The organism is Rahnella sp. PD4, assembly GCF_049199325.1.
In the GTDB taxonomy this organism is placed as follows: Bacteria; Pseudomonadota; Gammaproteobacteria; order Enterobacterales; family Enterobacteriaceae; genus Rahnella; species Rahnella perminowiae.
Window position 1 is genome coordinate 158,996 of sequence record NZ_JBLZQF010000010.1, and the last position, 19,001, is coordinate 177,996.

General features: G+C 55.0%; 6 protein-coding genes. 3 read left to right on the forward strand and 3 right to left on the reverse strand.

Going from position 1 to position 19,001, the window contains the following annotated elements; genetic code table 11:
• Position 1: 1 nt before the first annotated feature.
• From ACOZIO_RS21105 to ACOZIO_RS21115, 3 genes are all read left to right on the forward strand, one after another.
• Entirely contained in the window at positions 2-847 is an 846-nt protein-coding gene (locus tag ACOZIO_RS21105; protein WP_235173987.1) for an amino acid ABC transporter ATP-binding protein, read from the forward strand.
• Positions 848-1,217: 370 nt separating this feature from the next.
• Complete coding sequence (locus tag ACOZIO_RS21110) at positions 1,218-1,622, forward strand: CidA/LrgA family protein (RefSeq protein WP_129955681.1); 405 nt, start codon at positions 1,218-1,220, stop codon at positions 1,620-1,622.
• Positions 1,615-2,307 carry a CidB/LrgB family autolysis modulator gene (locus tag ACOZIO_RS21115; protein WP_129955680.1) on the forward strand — a complete coding sequence of 231 codons (693 nt, stop codon included), beginning with the start codon at positions 1,615-1,617 and terminating at the stop codon, positions 2,305-2,307. Before ACOZIO_RS21110 ends, ACOZIO_RS21115 begins: the two co-directional genes overlap by 8 nt.
• A 67-nt stretch (positions 2,308-2,374) precedes the next feature.
• On the opposite strand, the gene ACOZIO_RS21120 is transcribed toward ACOZIO_RS21115, so the two are convergent.
• The 3 genes from ACOZIO_RS21120 to ACOZIO_RS21130 are packed head-to-tail and all read right to left on the reverse strand — an operon-like array spanning position 2,375 to position 18,983.
• Entirely contained in the window at positions 2,375-4,534 is a 2,160-nt protein-coding gene (locus ACOZIO_RS21120) for a peptidase domain-containing ABC transporter (protein ID WP_421595678.1), read from the reverse strand.
• Between the two features lie 50 nt (positions 4,535-4,584).
• On the reverse strand, positions 4,585-13,428 hold the full coding sequence (locus ACOZIO_RS21125) for an Ig-like domain-containing protein (protein WP_421595679.1): 8,844 nt from the start codon (positions 13,426-13,428) through the stop codon (positions 4,585-4,587).
• A 2-nt stretch (positions 13,429-13,430) separates the two neighbouring features.
• Positions 13,431-18,983: an Ig-like domain-containing protein gene (locus ACOZIO_RS21130; protein WP_421595680.1), complete on the reverse strand. Its 5,553-nt coding sequence runs from the start codon at positions 18,981-18,983 to the stop codon at positions 13,431-13,433.
• Between the last annotated feature and the right edge of the window lie 18 nt (positions 18,984-19,001).

Sequence of the window (19,001 nt, forward strand, 5' to 3'; positions counted from 1 at the left end):
TATGTCTGAAGCCTTTGATTTATTCGTTAACCGCCCAAGGGAAGCCCCGGTTGAACAGCTGTTCCCGCGCAAACCTCAGGCAGCCACCGTCGGGCGTATAGAGATCAATAATCTGAGCAAGTACTACGGCGCGCACAAAGCGCTGGATAACGTCAGTCTGAGCATTGAACCCGGCACCGTGACCGTGATCCTCGGCCCGTCCGGTTCGGGAAAATCGACACTGTTGCGCACGATTAATCATCTTGAGCGCGTCGACGAAGGTTTTATTCAGATCGATGGTGACTACATTGGTTACCGCCGCAAAGGCGATACACTGTATGAGCTGAAAGAGCGCGCCATCCTCAGGCAACGCAGACACGTCGGTTATGTATTCCAGAATTTCAATTTATTCCCGCATATGACGGTGCTGGATAACATCATCGAAGCGCCGGTAGTTCACGGCCTGATGAGTCGCAAAGACGCCATCATCCGCGCCGGTGAACTGCTCGACACCGTCGGCCTGCGTGAGAAAGCCCACGCCTGGCCGCGTCATTTGTCCGGCGGACAGCAACAACGTATCGCCATTGCCCGCGCGCTGGCGCTGAATCCTAAAGTCATGCTGTTTGATGAACCGACATCGGCCCTCGACCCTGAGCTGGTCGGCGAAGTGCTGGATGTGATTAAGAAACTGGCGCAATCAGGCGTAACACTGGTGGTCGTTACTCATGAAATCGGCTTCGCGCGCCAGGTCGCGGATCAGGTGGTATTTATGGTCGATGGTCGCGTCGTTGAAAGCGGCGCTGCCGAACAGGTGCTGGAACGGCCGGTTCACGCCAGAACCCAGGCTTTCCTGGAGAAGGTGCTTTAGCTGCCACACACATGTGACAAAGGTTTTGCTTTACTCCTTCCCCGGCAAACACTGCGCGATTTTGCTTTTGCTCCTTCCCCTCTCACGAAGGGAAGGAGTGTGGGTTTGATGGCAACTCATACAATTACACCACCATTAATACCCCACCCCAACCCTCCCTTTCGCAGGGGAGGGAGCTTTGCGGCTGTCGCTGTTGTACCTGGAACATAGTCAGCGAGCAGAGCGAGCAACCCGGATGTCCCCCCTATTTTCCCCGTTTACCAAACGTCATTTTGGAATACACTTCATTCCTAAATTTCATACTTCGTTTTGTGGCACAGATCACATCTTAATTGTATGATGAATACATTATTCAACTGGGTGAAACACCATGGGCACCTCAATCTCTCTGGCATTCCAATATATCCGGGCGTTTATTCTGATTTATCTCTGTTTATTCGCCGGGAATGCGATTTCATCTCTGTTACCGCTCACCATTCCCGGCAGCATCATCGGCATGCTGATCCTGTTTGGTCTGCTTTCCACACAAATTTTGCCGTTCAAATGGGTTAAACCGGGCTGCAATATTCTGATCCGCTATATGGCGTTGCTGTTCGTGCCTATCGGGGTCGGGGTCATGAATTATTATGCGCAACTGCGCACGCAGTTCGGGCCGCTGGTGGTGTCATGCCTGGTCAGTACCCTGGTGGTGTTGCTGGTTGTCGCCTATTGCTCCCACTATATCCATGGGGAACGCGGTGTGGTGACGGATAAAGGGGAGGATAAAAATGATTGATATTTTGTGGTCGCTGCCGCTGACGCTGGTGGTTTTTTTCGCCACCCGCAAATTAGCCACCAGGCTTAAAATGCCCCTGCTCAACCCGTTGCTGATGTCGATGGTGGTGATTATTCCGCTGTTGCTGATCACCCATATCCCTTACGCACGTTATTTCGCAGGCAGCAAGATCCTCAATGACCTGCTGCAACCCGCTGTCGTGGCGCTGGCTTTCCCGCTGTACGAACAGCTGCATCAGATCCGTGCCCGCTGGAAATCCATCATCAGCATCTGCTTTATCGGCAGCGTGGTAGCGATGGTGACGGGGACCGCGATTGCATTATGGATGGGTGCAACGCCAGAAATTGCCGCATCGGTATTACCGAAATCGGTCACCACACCGATTGCAATGGCCACCGCGCAGTCGATTAATGGCATTCCGGCCATCAGCGCCGTATGCGTGATTTTCGTCGGGATCCTCGGCGCGGTCTTTGGACACACGCTGTTGAATATTCTGAAGATCACCACCAAGGCCTCACGCGGACTGGCGATGGGCACAGCATCACATGCACTGGGCACCGCCCGTTGTGCAGAAATGGATTATCAGGAAGGCGCATTCAGCTCACTGGCGCTGGTGATTTGCGGGATTATTACTTCCCTGCTCGCACCTTTTCTGTTCCCCGTATTACTGGTCATATTTGGCTAAACAGTTTGGCGGCGGCTGTGTTTGCCCCTGTAAAATAAAATGCCCTGCCCGCAAGCAGGGCATTTTATTAACCTTCGTTCTTATCAGGTACGGGATTTCCCCCGGCAGCAGGCACACTGATGCGCACCGGCCGGGCTTTTTTAACCTCAGCGTTCGCCACCGGTGCCAGTAGCTTGTCAGGGCTACAATCGCGGATAACCTTTCCGTTCTTCATCACCAGTACACGATCAAAATACTTCAGCAGGTAGCGTCGGTGAGTGACCATTAACAGCGTTTTTCCCGCAACAAAATGATCCAGATTGTCAAAAATTCGCTGTTCCGTTTGTTCATCCAGACAGGACGTCGGTTCATCCCACAAAAAAACTTTCGCATCACTGCTCAGGCTGCGTGCCAGCAGTAATTGCTGATTTTGTCCTGATGAAAGATTCTTCGCCATAAAACTGATGGGATAACGTAATCCCATCGGATGTTGCAGCACGAAATTACAGTTTGTCACGCCCAGCGCCTGCACGGTTTTCTTACGATCTTCACCGCTCTTTAGGGCGAAGTTACTTTCCACCGAGCCTGTAAATAACGCATCGTGGGTGGTGATAACGCTGATGAAACGCGAGAAAAAATGCTGGGCAAGATGCCGGGTGTTGTAACCGTCGTACATGACGCTGCCTTGTAAAGGCATACTGAATCCTGAAAGCAGTGAGATCAGCGAACTTTTACCTGAACCGCATTCCCCGATAATGGCGACCCGCTGTCCGGCAGGAATATCCAGGGTAATGTTTTCAAGTATCACCGGCAGCTGAGGATCATACTGGTAGCTGGCCCCTTTCAGGTTAATATGCCCTTCACAATGTGAGAGTGATTGTAAGACCTCGCGGGGGGCTGTATTTTCAGGGACAAACATTTTCAGCAGATCGGTGATGGTTTTATTAGTGGTAAATATCGATAATAAAGTCGATGAAAAACCTGAAATAATACCCGACATACGCCCCGAAACGATGACGGAAGAAACAATCGCACCCGTGGTGATTTCCCCTTTCGTCACCAGGAAGAAGGCAAATAACATGAGCAGGATCTGGTTAAGGCTTGAGAGTGTGGATAACGCAGACTGATAATAAACGTTTACTTTGCGGATCTGTAAACTGAGCCAGGACTGCTGATCGGCATTATTAACCCAGTCCCGCATCAGGTTCCGGTTATTCAATGTGTGGATCATTCTTAATGCATAGAGTGTTTCCGTAATGAACATATTCCGGTTACTTTGGCCTTCTTTCACACGTTCCATCAGGACATTGGTGTAGCGGAAATTAACATAAGCCAGCCCCAGTGAAATCAGCATAATTGTGATCGGAATTAAAACCAACAGCCCCAGATTGATATAGATAACTATCACAAAGACAATAAATAAAGGTGCATCGGCCACGCGCTGAAAAACCGAGTTAAGTAGCACAGATTTTATTTTTTGAAATTCAGTCCATAGAACAAATGCTGAAGACATAGACGTGTTTTTTTTATCGCCGTAAAGCAGCGCCTCGAGAAAGGAAACATCGATATCAATATCTTCCCTGCGGGAAACTATCGACTGATAAATGTCACGCGAGGATTTGAGCAGAAACTCAAAGATAATGAACACCAGCACGATGCCTGCCACTCCGAAGAGAGATGCGTTCGATGAGCCTGGCACGAGTTTGTCATAATAGAGATTACTGAAAACAGGAATTGTCAGCGCAAACATCGCCATAAACAATGAGGAGATAAAATATTTTGAGTAAAATATTTTATTATTTTTAAGGCCATTTTTTAAAATCTGGCTGATGCGAATGGAATCCACCACCTCACTGATCGGCTGCAATGAGAACGCCGACATCTGCTGGAGTGCAGAGCGTTCTATTTCAATCTGTCCAATATCATTTTGCATATTGACCAGTTTAAGTTTGTTATCGATACAACCAACACAAATGAGCCACTGCATTTCAGCCGTCAGCAGCAAAAGCGGCATGCTTTCATTAAGCAAATCATCTGGCTGGCTAAATTGCACTGCAGAAACTGACAACCCTAATGAAAGGAAATAATTTTTAATTTGTGTGTCATGTTCAACATCATCTTTATGATATTCGGTCAGTGATATTTCTTTATCACCTTCTCTTATTTCAATTTTAGCGCCATAGTTTCGCGCAATATACGTTAATGCACCGGACAGCCCTAAATCATACTGTTCAAATTCAGCTTTCATGGTTTGTTACTCAAAAAACCTCTGCTGTACCCACAGCAGAGGCATGTTAATTACGGGTGATCGACCTGCTGATCATCATGTGTCGTATTATCAATAGGTGTGATTGTCATTATTTCAGCACTCATGACTGCAGCAGCCTGATCATGACTTACTGAATCGTTTGTATCGCTTTCAGGTTCATCCTGCATCGTTGCCATGAGCAGAGCCGACGACGTATCGACGGTAACGCTGTACTCGATCTGTTGTGTGTTACCGGCCTTGTCCACAATGCCCAATTGCAGTGAGTGCGTACCATCGGCAATGTCACTCATCTGTAATGACCAGTCCCCTAGTTCATCCACCTGAATATTGATGGCTTCACCGCCATCAATGCTCGCCGATACCGTCGCCCCGGCTTCACCCTGTCCGGCAATGTCGAGCGTATGACTTTCACTGCGCCATTCATCAGGCTGATCGCCTTCATTGTTAACCAGCCGGGCGTCAAAAGTGTCAATCTGCGTATCGATAATAAAATCAAAAGGTTCGCTGTGGCTAACGTTGCCTGCTACATCGGTCGTTGTTATCACTAATTGATACTCACCGTCTGTCAGAGGCTCAGGTGGCGTAAAGCTCCACTCGCCGTCATCACTTTTAAGCGCATCATAGTTGTTACCATTAACGTTAACCGTCACGCTGTCGGCATCGGCATCAACGTCAGTCAAAATAAAGCCTGGCGTGTTGTCATTCACAATGTGATCACCGCCGGTATCGGATTCCATCGCTGCCACAGGCACCGAGAGCGACTGGTCAATCGTCAGTTCAGTCACGGTGGTCTGACTGTTGCCCGCATCATCCGTCACCGTGACCGTTACCGGCCAGGTGCCTTCTGGCAGCGCATCCGGCAACGTCAGGCTCCACCCGCCTTCTTCCCCCTGCACCGCGTTATAGGTCTGGCTGTTGATGGTCACGATAACCTGCGTAACATCCGCATCAATGTCCTGCAATATCAGTGTCGGCGTCGCGTTATTGGTGAGCATATCGCCCACGCTACCCGTGTCAGACATTCCGTCCAGCACCACCTCCGGTAATGACAGAGACTGATCAATCTCCAGTATCACTGTCGCAGACTGGCTGTTACCGGCGGCATCCGTTGCGGTGACCATGACGGACCAGCGGCCTTCCGGCAGCGGTTCGGTAAATGTCAGGCTCCAGATGCCCTGACCACTTTGTAGCGCGTTATAACTCTGTCCGTTTAGCGTGACCACAACCTGGGTGACATCACTTTCGATGTTTTGCAGCAACAGCGTCGGCATAGTGTTGCTGGTGATCATGTCGCCGATAATGCCACTGTCGGAGGCAATATCCAGCGTCAGGGCTGGCACCGCACGCATCTCATCAAAAGTCACGTCCGGGCTGATGTTACCCACCGCATCTTCAGCATGGAGGGTTACTTTCCCGCCATCAGGATAATTAAACACCGTGCTCCAGTTGCCGTTGCTGTCCGCCGTGACGCTGGCGATAACCTTCCCTGTTTCATCTTCAACCACTAACTTACTGCCCGCTTCAGCAGTCCCGGACATGACCCACAGACCACTGCCGTCAATAAAGGCCGAGGTATCAACCACCGGCACAGCCGGTGCCTGGGTATCAATGGTGACATCGTGACTGATGATTTGGGTATTGCCTGCGGGATCTTCAATTTTAAAGCTCAGGGAATAATTCCCGTCAGCCAGCGAGGTCGGCTCCATTGCCCATGTGCCATCGGCCGCAACCATCACGGAAGCAACCGCTACACCCGCCAGGAACACAGTCACCGTCGAGCCAGCCTCCCCGCGACCAAAGAAGGTGACGTTTTGGTTGTTCAGCGCCCATTTGTCAGCGATGGTGGATTTATTGTCTTCAACATTGACGCTGAATGCGTCAATGCGGGTATCAACAACAATCACCATGCTGGTTTCTTTCCCATTACCGGCTTTGTCGGTCGAATTGAATTTAATATTCAGTTCACCATCCTGAAGCACCATTTTATTGATGCTGGCCGTCCAGTTGCCATCTTCCCCGACCCAGAACTGATTAACCGTTAACCCGTTCACCGTAATACTCAGGTAACTTCCGGCTTCGGCCTTCCCGGTCAGGGTGGCGTTGGTGGTGATATCCGTCAGATAAGTCACGTCCCCAACGGTGATTGTCTCAACAGGCTGACCGTTGATCGTCGTCAACACGATTGGCGTATCATTGACGGTATCGATGGTGAAATTACGGGACTCGGTCGACGCCGTATTCCCTGCCGCATCTGTTATTTCAAAACGAATAGAATGCGAACCATCGTCCAGATCCGCCGGCACGGTATAGGTTGAATTGATCGAACCCGGCGTAATTGTTTCTACATACTCACCATCAATGTAGACCGATACTGGCTGGTTTTTTTCGCCGGTGATATTAAAGGTCGGCCGGGTAGAATCGGTATAATAGTCGTTGGCATAGTAACCCCCGTCGTTGGCCATTCCCTGGATTTGAATGTCTGTCTCGGTATCAACCGTCACCAGGATACGGGCTGACTCGGCGGTATTTCCCGCCACATCCTCTGCAATAACACGCACAGAGTATTCACCGTCATTCATGGTGCCGGGGTAGGCCCATGACCAGTTTCCGTCAGCGTCAGCGACTGTGGTTGCTACCATCACTTCATCAACCAAGATATTGATTGTCGCGCCCGCTTCCGCCGTCCCGTGGAAGGCAGGCGGGTTAATATTGGTGATATTGTCGCCCTTCGATGCGGAGTTAGTCTCATCATTAAGCGAAATGGTGGGATAATCGGTATGGCTGTCCAGCGTCACCGGATAATCTTCACCCGCCACAACATTCCCTGCGATATCGGTCAGGGTAGCCGAAATAATATATTCACCGTCTTCCCCCAGCACGACCGGCATATTCCAGTTACCTTCGGCATCAACCGACGCACGGCCGATAACCGCACCGTTCACCCGTATCGTAACCGTTGAGTTAATTTCCCCGGTCCCGGTCAGTTCCAGAGCACGGGAATTAATCAGCTCCGGTGGCGCAGTCATCTCGAACCCGCTCACCGCGGTATCAATCACCACAACGGAGGTGGCACTGGTGACGGTGTTTCCTGCCGCATCGGTGGAGATAAACTTCACGTTGTAGTTACCGTCCTCGCTTTCCGGCAAGGTATAACTGGCCAGCCCCGAGGCGTCAGCGACAACCGTGGCGACTTTCACCTCATTGACATAAATATCCACCGAAGCGCCCGGATCGGTCATGGCCGATAAGGTTGGCGTCTTATCGTTGGTCACCATATCACCGATATCGCCACTGTTGCTCTCACGGGCCAGCGCCACATCACTGATACTGTTATGCGTGTCACACTGAATAATAATGTCTTTTTGGACTTTGTTACCTGCACTGTCCTCAGCTACCGCAATGAACGTATTGGCCCCTTCACTCAGTTCAACGCTGTAACTCCACTGTCCGTCGTCTCCCACCGTTAATGTGGTCAGTACCGAGCCATCCTTTCCGTAAAGAGTCAGCACCGCACCGGCCTCGGCCACCCCTTCCAGATTCACCGTGGTTTTATTGGTGATCAGGTCGGTTGAACTGCTGCCCGTATCGTCACTTTCCCGCAGAGTAAGGGTCAGCGGAGAGATATAGGAGTCCAGAATAAGGGGCGTCGGGTCGATCTGCATCGTATTTCCCGCCAGATCATTGACGGTAAAAGCAATCTCATGCGAACCGTCGTTGCCAATGACAGGAAGCCTGACCGACCAGGTTCCGTCACTGGACGTCGAAGTTTCAATGACAAATTTGCCATCAACATAAATTTTAATTTTCGCCCCAGGCTCGGATATCCCGCTTACCGTCGGGGTGTTGTCGCTGATATAGCCTTCATCGGTCATGCCGGAAATCGACCATTCCAAAGGTTCTACGTGCGTATCAACCACCAGGTTTGCACTGTCTGAAAGCAGCGCTTCCTGACTGTTCGGGTCGATAATGCTTGCCTGCAGGCTGTAAGTGCCTTCAGCCATTACCGGCAGCTCATAGCTGTAACGACCTGTGGAGTCACTTTGTGCTGCGCCAACGACCACGCCATTGATATAAAGCGTGACTGTCACGCCCGGCAGGGTAATCCCCGTGATCACGGGCTTCGTATTATTGGTGATAAAATCACCCAGTGAGCCGCTGTCTGTATCATTGCTTAACATCACCGTCGGTGGATCAAGATCGACCACCGGAATAATGAAGCTAAAGGATGTTTCCGAGGAAATATTTCCGGCTTTATCTGTGGCCGTGACGGCAATCACGTGGTCCCCGGAAAGGAAGGAACTTGGCGGCGTCCAGGCCCAGGTCCCGTTTGCCGACACCGTGACACTGGCGACTGTCATGCCATCAATTTTAATCGACAGATTTGAGCCCGCCTCTGCCATGCCGCTGAATTCAGGTGCCAGCCCCAGCGCTTCATGGGAGTTATTGGCATCAGATTCCGTCAGCCCGAGAGTCGGCGTGGCAACCAGCGTATCAATGACAAAATTCATACTTTGTTCGGTCGAGTTACCGGCGACGTCAGTGGCCCGCACACTAATCGTATACTGCCCGTCAGCCAGATCAGCCGCAGTGAAACTCCAGCTACCGTCCGCATTCGCCTGCTGCTCAACGGTCTGCATGACCGTCCCGCTATTGTCTTTGATACTGATGACTATCTGCGCATGGCTTTCGGTGTTGCCTGAAAAAGTCGGGGACACATCCTTGGTCAGATGATCAGTGTATGAAACGCCGGTATCTGACGCCGGATCCATTTCCATCGACAAGGCGATCTGCGTATCTATCACGAAACTGATACTGTTTTCAGCCTGGTTACCCGCGTTGTCGGTCATGATGACCGTGGCGGTATACTCTCCATCCGGCAGGTTATTGGGGCGAACGGTCCACTGGTCAGCGCTATTCATGGTGGCGATGTAGCTCGTACCATTAATGTTCACCCTGATCGAATCAACATCATCCGGTACGTTGCTGATCACAAAGACAGGCTGAGGATCGTTGGTAATATTATCTGACGCAGAGCTACCTGAATCACTGTCCGTGCTCAGATCGATCACCGGCGTTGGAATTTGCGTATCAACCGTGAACGTCAGATCATCCGTCACATGGTTACCCGCAATATCAACCCATTCGACCTGCAGGGTATAGCTGCCATCGGCAAGGCTTTCTGCCGTATATATCCAGCGGCCATCCTGTTGCTCTACATTGACCGTAATACCGTTAAGCGTGGCCCTGACTGAAACCAGCGGTTCCGCTGCCGTAATTTCAAATCTCGGTGCGGTGACATTGGTCAGGTTATCGGTCACATTGCTGCCGGTATCATCGAGCAGCACCAGCCCCGGTGACTGCACGGTGGTATCGACGACAAAACTGTAGGTCGTTGAACTGGTATTGCCGGCTTTATCGGTGAAGCTGACCACGGCGGAATAGGTTCCGTCTGCCAGACTTTGCGGGACATCCCAGCCCCCCGCCTGCGGCTCGATTTGCCATGTTTCTCCGCCCAGCGTCACGCTGACCTGATAAATATCTCCAGGCATGTCGCTGATGATCAAACGAGGTTGCGCAACATTAGTGATGTTATCACCCTTATCACCACTGTTGTCGGCATCACTCAGCGAGACAACCGGTGAAGGGCAAACCGTATCGATAATGAAGTTTAACGAGCCTGAACGCGTATTACCGGCCTGATCTTCGATTCTTACTTCTGCCACATAGTTGCCATCACTCAGTGCATCGGCATCCGGGATCTGGCATACCCATGTTCCGTCCACGCGGCTTGCCGGATAAGATTTGCCATTGAGCAAGACCACCACGGACCAGACATCGCTATCCACGTTGGATATTTCAAATTTCGGCGTGGCATCATTTGTCAGATTGTCGTTAGTGAGGTAACCGCTGTCACTGATCAGATCAATCAGTGGCATATTCAGTGTCGTATCCACCGTAAAGTCGAGCGTAGTCTGGGCGGTATTACCGGCTCGATCGGTCACCGATACCACGATGTTGTGTACCCCATCAGTGAGCACCGGCGTAGTGAATAACCATTTACCTGAACTGTCTTTCAGAATGGACGTCTGCGTACCGTTATCTAACGCCACCAGAACGGTGGTGACATCTTCAGGCACCGCAATATCAAAGGTTGGCATATTCTGCGTTGTGCAGTTGTCATTATCTGAGCGACCGGTGTCATCACCGGCAGCAAAATCTACACTCACCGATGTTTGTGTATCGACGTTGAAGATGATGGAAGACTCTGCGGTATTACCGGCATTATCCGTCAGCTCCACCTCAAGGGTGTAGCTGCCATCCTGCAGCGAGGCTGGCGGCATAAAGCTCACCGGCGACAGTGACAGGTCGATCTCGTAACGTTGCCCGTCGAGGACTGCCACCATACTGTGCGCATCCGCAGGAATGCCCTGGAACAGAAAGACCGGCTGAGTATTACGGGTATAGTTATCCACGCTGCTGTTGCCTGAATCATCCTCATCACGTAAATCGATGGTGACCGGCATGAGCGTGGTATCGACAACAAAATCAACCTGCTGAGATGCGGTGTTCCCTGCGGCATCAATGACCTGAACGTTGACCGCGTGCGCGCCATCTGAGAGTTCAGCCGGACAGGAGAAGATCCACTCGCCATTAGTTTTGGTCAGTTCAACCGGCGTGGTGCCATCCAGAGAAACATAAACGTGTGAAACATCGTCAGAGACCTGAATAGTAAAATCAGGACGGGGATCGTACGTCAGGTGATCGTTGTCAGCGTAACCGGTGTCAGCAGACATCTGGATACTGTCGATTTGTACGTAAGTATCAATGACAAAAGTCATCGACTCCGTACTCTGGTTACCCGCTCTATCAGTCACGATCGTGCTTAATGTATACGTACCTGCCGCGAGTTCCGGTGCGGTCCAGTGCCAGGCATCCTTCGGATCTTTGCTCACCTCATAGGTCGTGCCATTAAGCACTACCTGAACTTTGTAGACGTCTGCATCAATATTGGTGAAGGTGAATTCAGGGGATCGGTTATTGGTGAGGTGATCGGTCTGGCTGTCACCCGTATCCGATTGCTCATCCATTGTAATGATGGCTTTCGCGACCGTGGTGTCGACCGTAAAGGTAAAATCTTTGCTGCTGGTATTACCGGCACGGTCATGCAGATTGACGGACAGTGTGTAGGTTCCGTCATTTAGTACCTGGTCTGGTGTGAATGTCCAGTTTCCGGTCCCGTCTGCATAAATCTGGGTGGTTTTACCATTGAGAACAACGCTCATACCGGTGACGTCATCATCAATGTTTGTGATAACAAATCCCGGCCGATTTTTGCCCGTCAGATGGTCATTCGTATCATAACCGGTATCATCGCCGGTCACGAAAGAAACCACGGGTTGCGATAACTGGTTATCAAACGTAATGGTTTTAGTCGATGTTGTCTGGTTGCCCGCCACATCAGTCACATTGACTGTCAGGGTGTAATCTCCCGGAGTAGTCAATACCGGGGACGTGACTGACCATATCCCCGTGGCCGTTTGCGTGACATTGCAGGCAATGCCATTAATGGTTGCCGTCATGGTGACTACGTCGTCCGAGGTGGTGACGTTAAAATGCGGCTGCCCGGCATTGGTAATACTGTCGGTAGAAGAATCCCCTGTGTCGTTGAGCAATGTGATGTTGTCGATAGAGACTGAAGTATCAATAACGAAGCTGAACGAGGTGGTACGCTGATTACCCGCATTATCCGTGACAACCGCTAAAAGCTGGTATTCGCCGTCATCCAGTGCGACCGGAGGCATAAACACCCAGCTGCCATCGGACTGAGGTGTCACGGAATAACTGGCACCATTGAGACTTACGGTAATACCGAATACATCTTCCGGTACTCCTGTCAGGCTGAAGCGCGGGGTAGTCACATGCGTAATGTTATCGTCAACTGTACCGGAGTCGTCCTGATTCAGCATATCCACACCCAGCGGTTCAAGCGTGGTATCCACAGCAAAAATCTGGTCCCTCTGCGCGGTGTTTCCGGCCTTATCCGTTACCGTGACCTGCAGTGTATGCTCGCCATCGCTTAACCCGTCAGGCAGATTGATAACCCAGCCGCCTTCACTGTAGGTAGCCTGGATTGCTGCACCACCATCGACTGATACCGCCACGGTTTGTGCATCTGCCGGGGCGGAAAGGGTAAATGTCGGGCCGGTGACATTCGTCAGCCAGTCATTCAGTACACCGGTGTCATCATTGAGTACAATACCCTCAACGCTTGTCACGGTATCAATCTGCAGCGGCGTGGTAATGATTTTTTCATTGCCCGCATCATCCGTCACCGTTAACTGCACGGTATACGAGCCATCAGCCAGTGCTTCAGGCAGCGTGAAAGTGCCCGCGCCCTGTGAAATGGTCACAGGCCAGCTTTTGCCATTAAGCGATATCACCACGCTGACCACATCCGCATCAATATTGCCAATAGCGAACGTCGGGCGGGTATTATTCGTCAGGTTATCCGTATTACTGAAACCGGAATCATCTTCACTGTTAAGGGCCAACGTTGGCACTGACAGCTGGCTGTCGATGGTGAAATCCAGTGAGTTGGCGCTGCTGTTACCGGCCAGATCAGTGACCGTCACTGACAGGCTATGGTTACCGTCCCCGAGCGCGGATGGCACCGTAAAGTGCCACTGCCCGGCGGCATCCTGCACCGCCGCCTGTGCTACACCGCCGTCCACGCTGACCATCACCGTCGCGGCGTCGCTGTCGGTAACAATCGCAAAGCCCGGCGTGGTGTCGTTGGTCTGGTTATCCCCTGATGTACCGGTATCATCACTTAGCGTAATGACCGGTGCATTAATCGCCGTATCGACGGTCATATTCAGTGCCACGGAAGTGGCGGTATTACCTGCATGTCAGTTACCCGCACCTGCACACTGTAATCGCCGTCTGCCAGTACCGGGGCGGTAAAGCCCCAGAGGCCGCCCTCTTTGGTCGCCGGATAGGCCGTGCCGTTGATCAGAACTTCTGCGGTCACCACGTCGGCATCGATACTGCTCAACACAAAGGCCGGGGTGGTATCGCGGGTAATATTATCTGTCGAATACCTGCCACTGTCGGATGCTTCAGCCAGATCAATCACGGGGACGGTCAGTTGGGTATCCACCGTAAAGCTGACCGGGCTGGATGCCGTATTGCCTGCGACATCGGTAATCACTGCGGTTGCCGTATAAACACCGTCTGCCAGAGAAACCGGCAGCGTAAAACTGTTCCCGTTGCTGAGATCAATGATGTATTCAGCCCCGTTACTGAGCACCAGTGTCAGGCTGGCCATATCTGCCGCAATATTACTGAAGGTAAACGTCGGGGTGGCATCATGTGTCACGCCGTCGCTGTTGCTGGCACCTGTATCAGACTCGGCGTTTAGTACAAGCGTGACCGGTGCAACAGCGGTATCCACCGTCATGTTAAGCGCCCCGGAAGTCGCCACGTTGCCCGCGTCGTCGGTGACCTGCACCTGCACGCTGTGCTCACCGTCCGCCAGCTCCGGCGCGGTAAAACTCCAGACACCGGCGGTCTGCGTGGCCGGGTAGGCCGTGCCGTCGATCAGCACGCTGACCGCCACCGCGTCCGCGTCGATGTTGCTCAGGGTAAACGCCGGGGTAGTGTTGTTGGTGATGTTGTCGGTGGTGCTGGCACCGGTATCTGAACCATCATTCAGATCGATAACCGGCAGGCTCAGCGTGGTGTCGACGGTAAAGGCAAACGCCTCGCCGGCAATGCTGTTGCCCGCAATATCCGTCACCGTGACTACCAGGTTGTGCTCACCGTCACCGAGTGCGGATGGCACCGTAAAGTGCCACTGTCCGGCCGCGTCCCGCACCGCCGCCTGCCCCGCGCCGCCGTCCACGCTGACCGTGACCGTCACCACATCACTGTCGGTCGCGATCGCAAAGCCCGGCGTGGTGTCATTGGTCTGGTTGTCGCCCGCCGTGCCGGTGTCGTCGCTCAGCGTGATAACCGGGGCAGAAATGGTCGTATCAACCGTGATATCCAGCGCCGCCGAGGTCGCGGTATTGCCCGCGTCGTCGGTCACCCGCACCTGCACGTTGTAGTCACCGTCCGTCAGTTCCGGCGCGGTAAAGCTCCAGACATCGCCCTCTTTTGTCGCCGGGTAGGCGGTGCCGTTGATCAGCACCTCGACCGTCACCGCGTCCGCGTCAACGTTGCTCAGGGTAAAGGCCGGGGTGGCGATGTTGGTAATGTTGTCCGAGGCGAGTGCGCCGGTATCCGAACCGTCAGTCAGGTCGATAACCGGCACGCTCAGCGTGGTGTCCACAGTAAAGGCAAAGGCGTCGCCGGCAATGCTGTTGCCCGCAGTATCCGTCACCGTCACCACCAGATTGTGTTCGCCGTCAGCGAGGGCGGCAGGCACCGCAAAGTGCCACTGCCCGACCGCGTCCTGCACCGCCGCCTGCGCCGCACCGCCGTCCACGCTGACCGTCACCACCACCACGTCCGCGTCGGTAACAATCGCAAAGCCCGGTGTGGTGTCGTTGGTCTGGTTATCGCCCGCCACGCCGGTGTCGTCGCTCAGGGTAATCAGCGGCGCGGATATGGCGGTGTCCACCGTCACGTCCAGCGCCCCGGAGGTCGCGACGTTGCCCGCGTCGTCGGTCACCCGCACCTGCACAGCATAGTTGCCGTCGGCGAGTTCCGGGGCGGTAAAACCCCAGATCCCGCCGGTCTGCGTGGCCGGGTAGGCCGTGCCGTCGATCAGCACCTCGACCGTCACCGCGTCCGCGTCAACGTTGCTCAGGGTAAAAGCCGGGGTGGCGTTGTTGGTAATGTTGTCGGTGGTGCTCGCACCGGTATCTGAACCGTCATTCAGATCGATAACCGGCACGCTCAGCGTCGTGTCCACGGTAAAGGCGAATGCCTCACCGGACGTGCGGTTACCGGCAGTATCCGTCACCGTCACCACCAGGTTGTGTTCGCCGTCAGCGAGGGCGGCAGGCACAGTAAAGTGCCACTGTCCGGCGCTGTCCCGCACCGCCGCCTGCGCCGCGCCGCCGTCAATGCTGACCAGCACCGTCACCACGTCCGCGTCGGTCGCGATCGCAAAGCCCGGCGTGGTGTCATTGGTCTGGTTATCCCCCGCCACGCCGGTGTCGTCGCTCAGGGTAATCAGCGGTGCGGATATGGCGGTGTCCACCGTCACGTCAAGCGCCCCGGAGGTCGCGACGTTGCCCGCGTCGTCGGTGACCCGCACCTGTACGTTGTAGTCACCGTCGGCGAGTGCCGGCGCGGTGAAGCTCCAGACATCGCCCTCTTTGGTGGCCGGATACACGGTGCCGTTGATCAGCACCTCGACCGTCACCGCGTCCGCGTCAATCTGGCTCAGGGTAAAGGCCGGGGTAGTGTTATTGGTGATGTTGTCGGTCATATCCGCGCCGCTGTCGGACGCATCGGTCAGATCGATAACCGGCAGGCTCAGCGTGGTGTCCACGGTAAAGGCGAATGCCTCACCGGACGTACTGTTACCGGCAGTATCCGTGACCGTCACCACCATGTTATGTTCGCCGTCAGCGAGGGCCGCCGGCACAGTAAAGTGCCACTGTCCGGCCGCGTCCTGCACCGCCGCCTGCGCCGCGCCGCCGTCCACGCTGACCGTGACCGTCACCACATCACTGTCGGTCGCGATCGCAAAGCCCGGGGTGGTGTCATTGGTCTGGTTGTCGCCCGCCACGCCGGTGTCGTCGCTCAGGGTGACCCCCGGCGCAGATATGGCGGTGTCCACCGTCATGTTAAGCGCCCCGGAAGTGGCCACGTTGCCCGCGTCGTCGGTCACCCGCACCTGCACAGCATAGTCACCGTCGGTCAGTTCCGGCGCGGTAAAGCTCCATATCCCGCCGGTCTGCGTGGCCGGATACACGGTGCCGTTGATCAGCACCTCGACCGTCACCGCGTCCGCGTCAATCTGGCTCAGGGTAAAGGCCGGGGTAGTGTTATTGGTGATGTTGTCGGTCATATCCGCGCCGCTGTCGGACGCATCGGTCAGGTTGATAACCGGCAGGCTCAGCGTGGTGTCCACGGTAAAGGCGAATGCCTCACCGGACGTACTGTTACCGGCAGTATCGGTCACCGTCACCACCAGATTGTGTTCGCCGTCAGCGAGGGCCGACGGTACAGTAAAGTGCCACTGTCCGGCGCTGTCCTGTACCGCCGCCTGCGCCGCGCCGCCGTCCACGCTGACCGTGACCGTTACCACATCACTGTCGGTCGCGATCGCAAAGCCCGGCGTGGTGTCATTGGTCTGATTATCGCCCGCCACGCCGGTGTCGTCGCTCAGGGTGACCCCCGGCGCGGATATGGCGGTGTCCACCGTCACGTCAAGCGCCCCGGAAGTGGCCACGTTGCCCGCGTCGTCGGTGACCCGCACCTGCACAGCATAGTCACCGTCGGTCAGTTCCGGCGCGGTAAAGCCCCATATCCCGCCGGTCTGCGTGGCCGGATACACGGTGCCGTTGATCAGCACCTCGACCCTCACCGCGTCCGCGTCAATCTGGCTCAGCGCAAAGGCCGGAGTAGTGTTATTGGTGATGTTGTCGGTCATATCCGCGCCGCTGTCGGACGCATCGGTCAGATCGATAACCGGCAGGCTCAGCGTGGTGTCCACGGTAAAGGCGAATGCCTCGCCGGACGTGCTGTTACCGGCAGTATCCGTGACCGTCACCACCATGTTATGTTCGCCGTCAGCCAGTGAGGCAGACACCGCAAAGTGCCACTGCCCTTCGCTGTCCTGTACCGCCGCCTGCGCCGCGCCGCCGTCCACGCTGACCAGCACCGTCGCGGCGTCGCTGTCGGTCGCGATCGCAAAGCCCGGCGTGGTGTCATTGGTCTGGTTGTCGCCCGCCAGGCCGGTGTCGTCGCTCAGGATGACTACTGGCGCAGAAATCGCGGTGTCCACCGTCACGTCCAGCGCCCCGGAGGTCGCGACGTTGCCCGCGTCGTCGGTGACCCGCACCTGTACGTTGTAGTCACCGTCGGCGAGTTCCGGCGCGGTAAAGCTCCAGCTATCCCCGGTCTGCGTGGCCGGATACACGGTGCCGTTGATCAGCACCTCGACCCTCACCGCGTCGGCGTCAACGTTGCTCAGGGTAAAGGCCGGGGTGGCGTTGTTGGTGATGTTGTCGGTGGTGCTCGCGCCGGTATCTGAACCGTCATTCAGGTCGATAACCGGCAGGCTCAGCGTCGTGTCCACGGTAAAGGCGAAGGCCTCGCCGGACGTGCTGTTACCGGCAGTATCCGTCACCGTCACCACCAGATTATGTTCGCCGTCAGCGAGGGCGGCAGGCACCGCAAAGTGCCACTGTCCGGCGCTGTCCTGTACCGCCGCCTGCGCCGCGCCGCCGTCCACGCTGACCGTGACCGTTACCACATCACTGTCGGTCGCGATCGCAAAGCCCGGCGTGGTGTCATTGGTCTGGCTGTCGCCCGTCACGCCGGTGTCGTCACTCAGGGTGACTACTGGCGCAGAAATCGCGGTGTCCACCGTCACGTCCAGCGCCCCGGAAGTGGCCACGTTGCCCGCGTCGTCGGTCACCCGCACCTGCACGCTGTAGTCGCCGTCGGTCAGTTCCGGCGCGGTAAAGCTCCATATCCCGCCGGTCTGCGTGGCCGGATACACGGTGCCGTTGATCAGCACCTCGACTCTCACCGCGTCCGCGTCAATCTGGCTCAGCGCAAAGGCCGGGGTAGTGTTATTGGTGATGTTGTCGGTGGTGCCGGCACCGGTATCTGAACCGTCGGTCAGATCGATAACCGGCACGCTCAGCGTCGTGTCCACGGTAAAGGCGAATGCCTCACCGGACGTGCGGTTACCGGCAGTATCCGTCACCGTCACCACCAGGTTGTGTTCGCCGTCAGCGAGGGCGGCAGACACCGCAAAGTGCCACTGTCCGGCGCTGTCCCGCACCGCCGCCTGCGCCGCGCCGCCGTCAATGCTGACCAGCACCGTCACCACGTCCGCGTCGGTCGCGATCGCAAAGCCCGGCGTGGTGTCATTGGTCTGGTTATCCCCCGCCACGCCGGTGTCGTCGCTCAGGGTAATCAGCGGTGCGGATATGGCGGTGTCCACCGTCACGTCAAGCGCCCCGGAGGTCGCGACGTTGCCCGCGTCGTCGGTGACCCGCACCTGTACGTTGTAGTCACCGTCGGCGAGTGCCGGCGCGGTGAAGCTCCAGACATCGCCCTCTTTGGTGGCCGGATACACGGTGCCGTTGATCAGCACCTCGACCGTCACCGCGTCCGCGTCAATCTGGCTCAGGGTAAAGGCCGGGGTAGTGTTATTGGTGATGTTGTCGGTCATATCCGCGCCGCTGTCGGACGCATCGGTCAGATCGATAACCGGCAGGCTCAGCGTGGTGTCCACGGTAAAGGCGAATGCCTC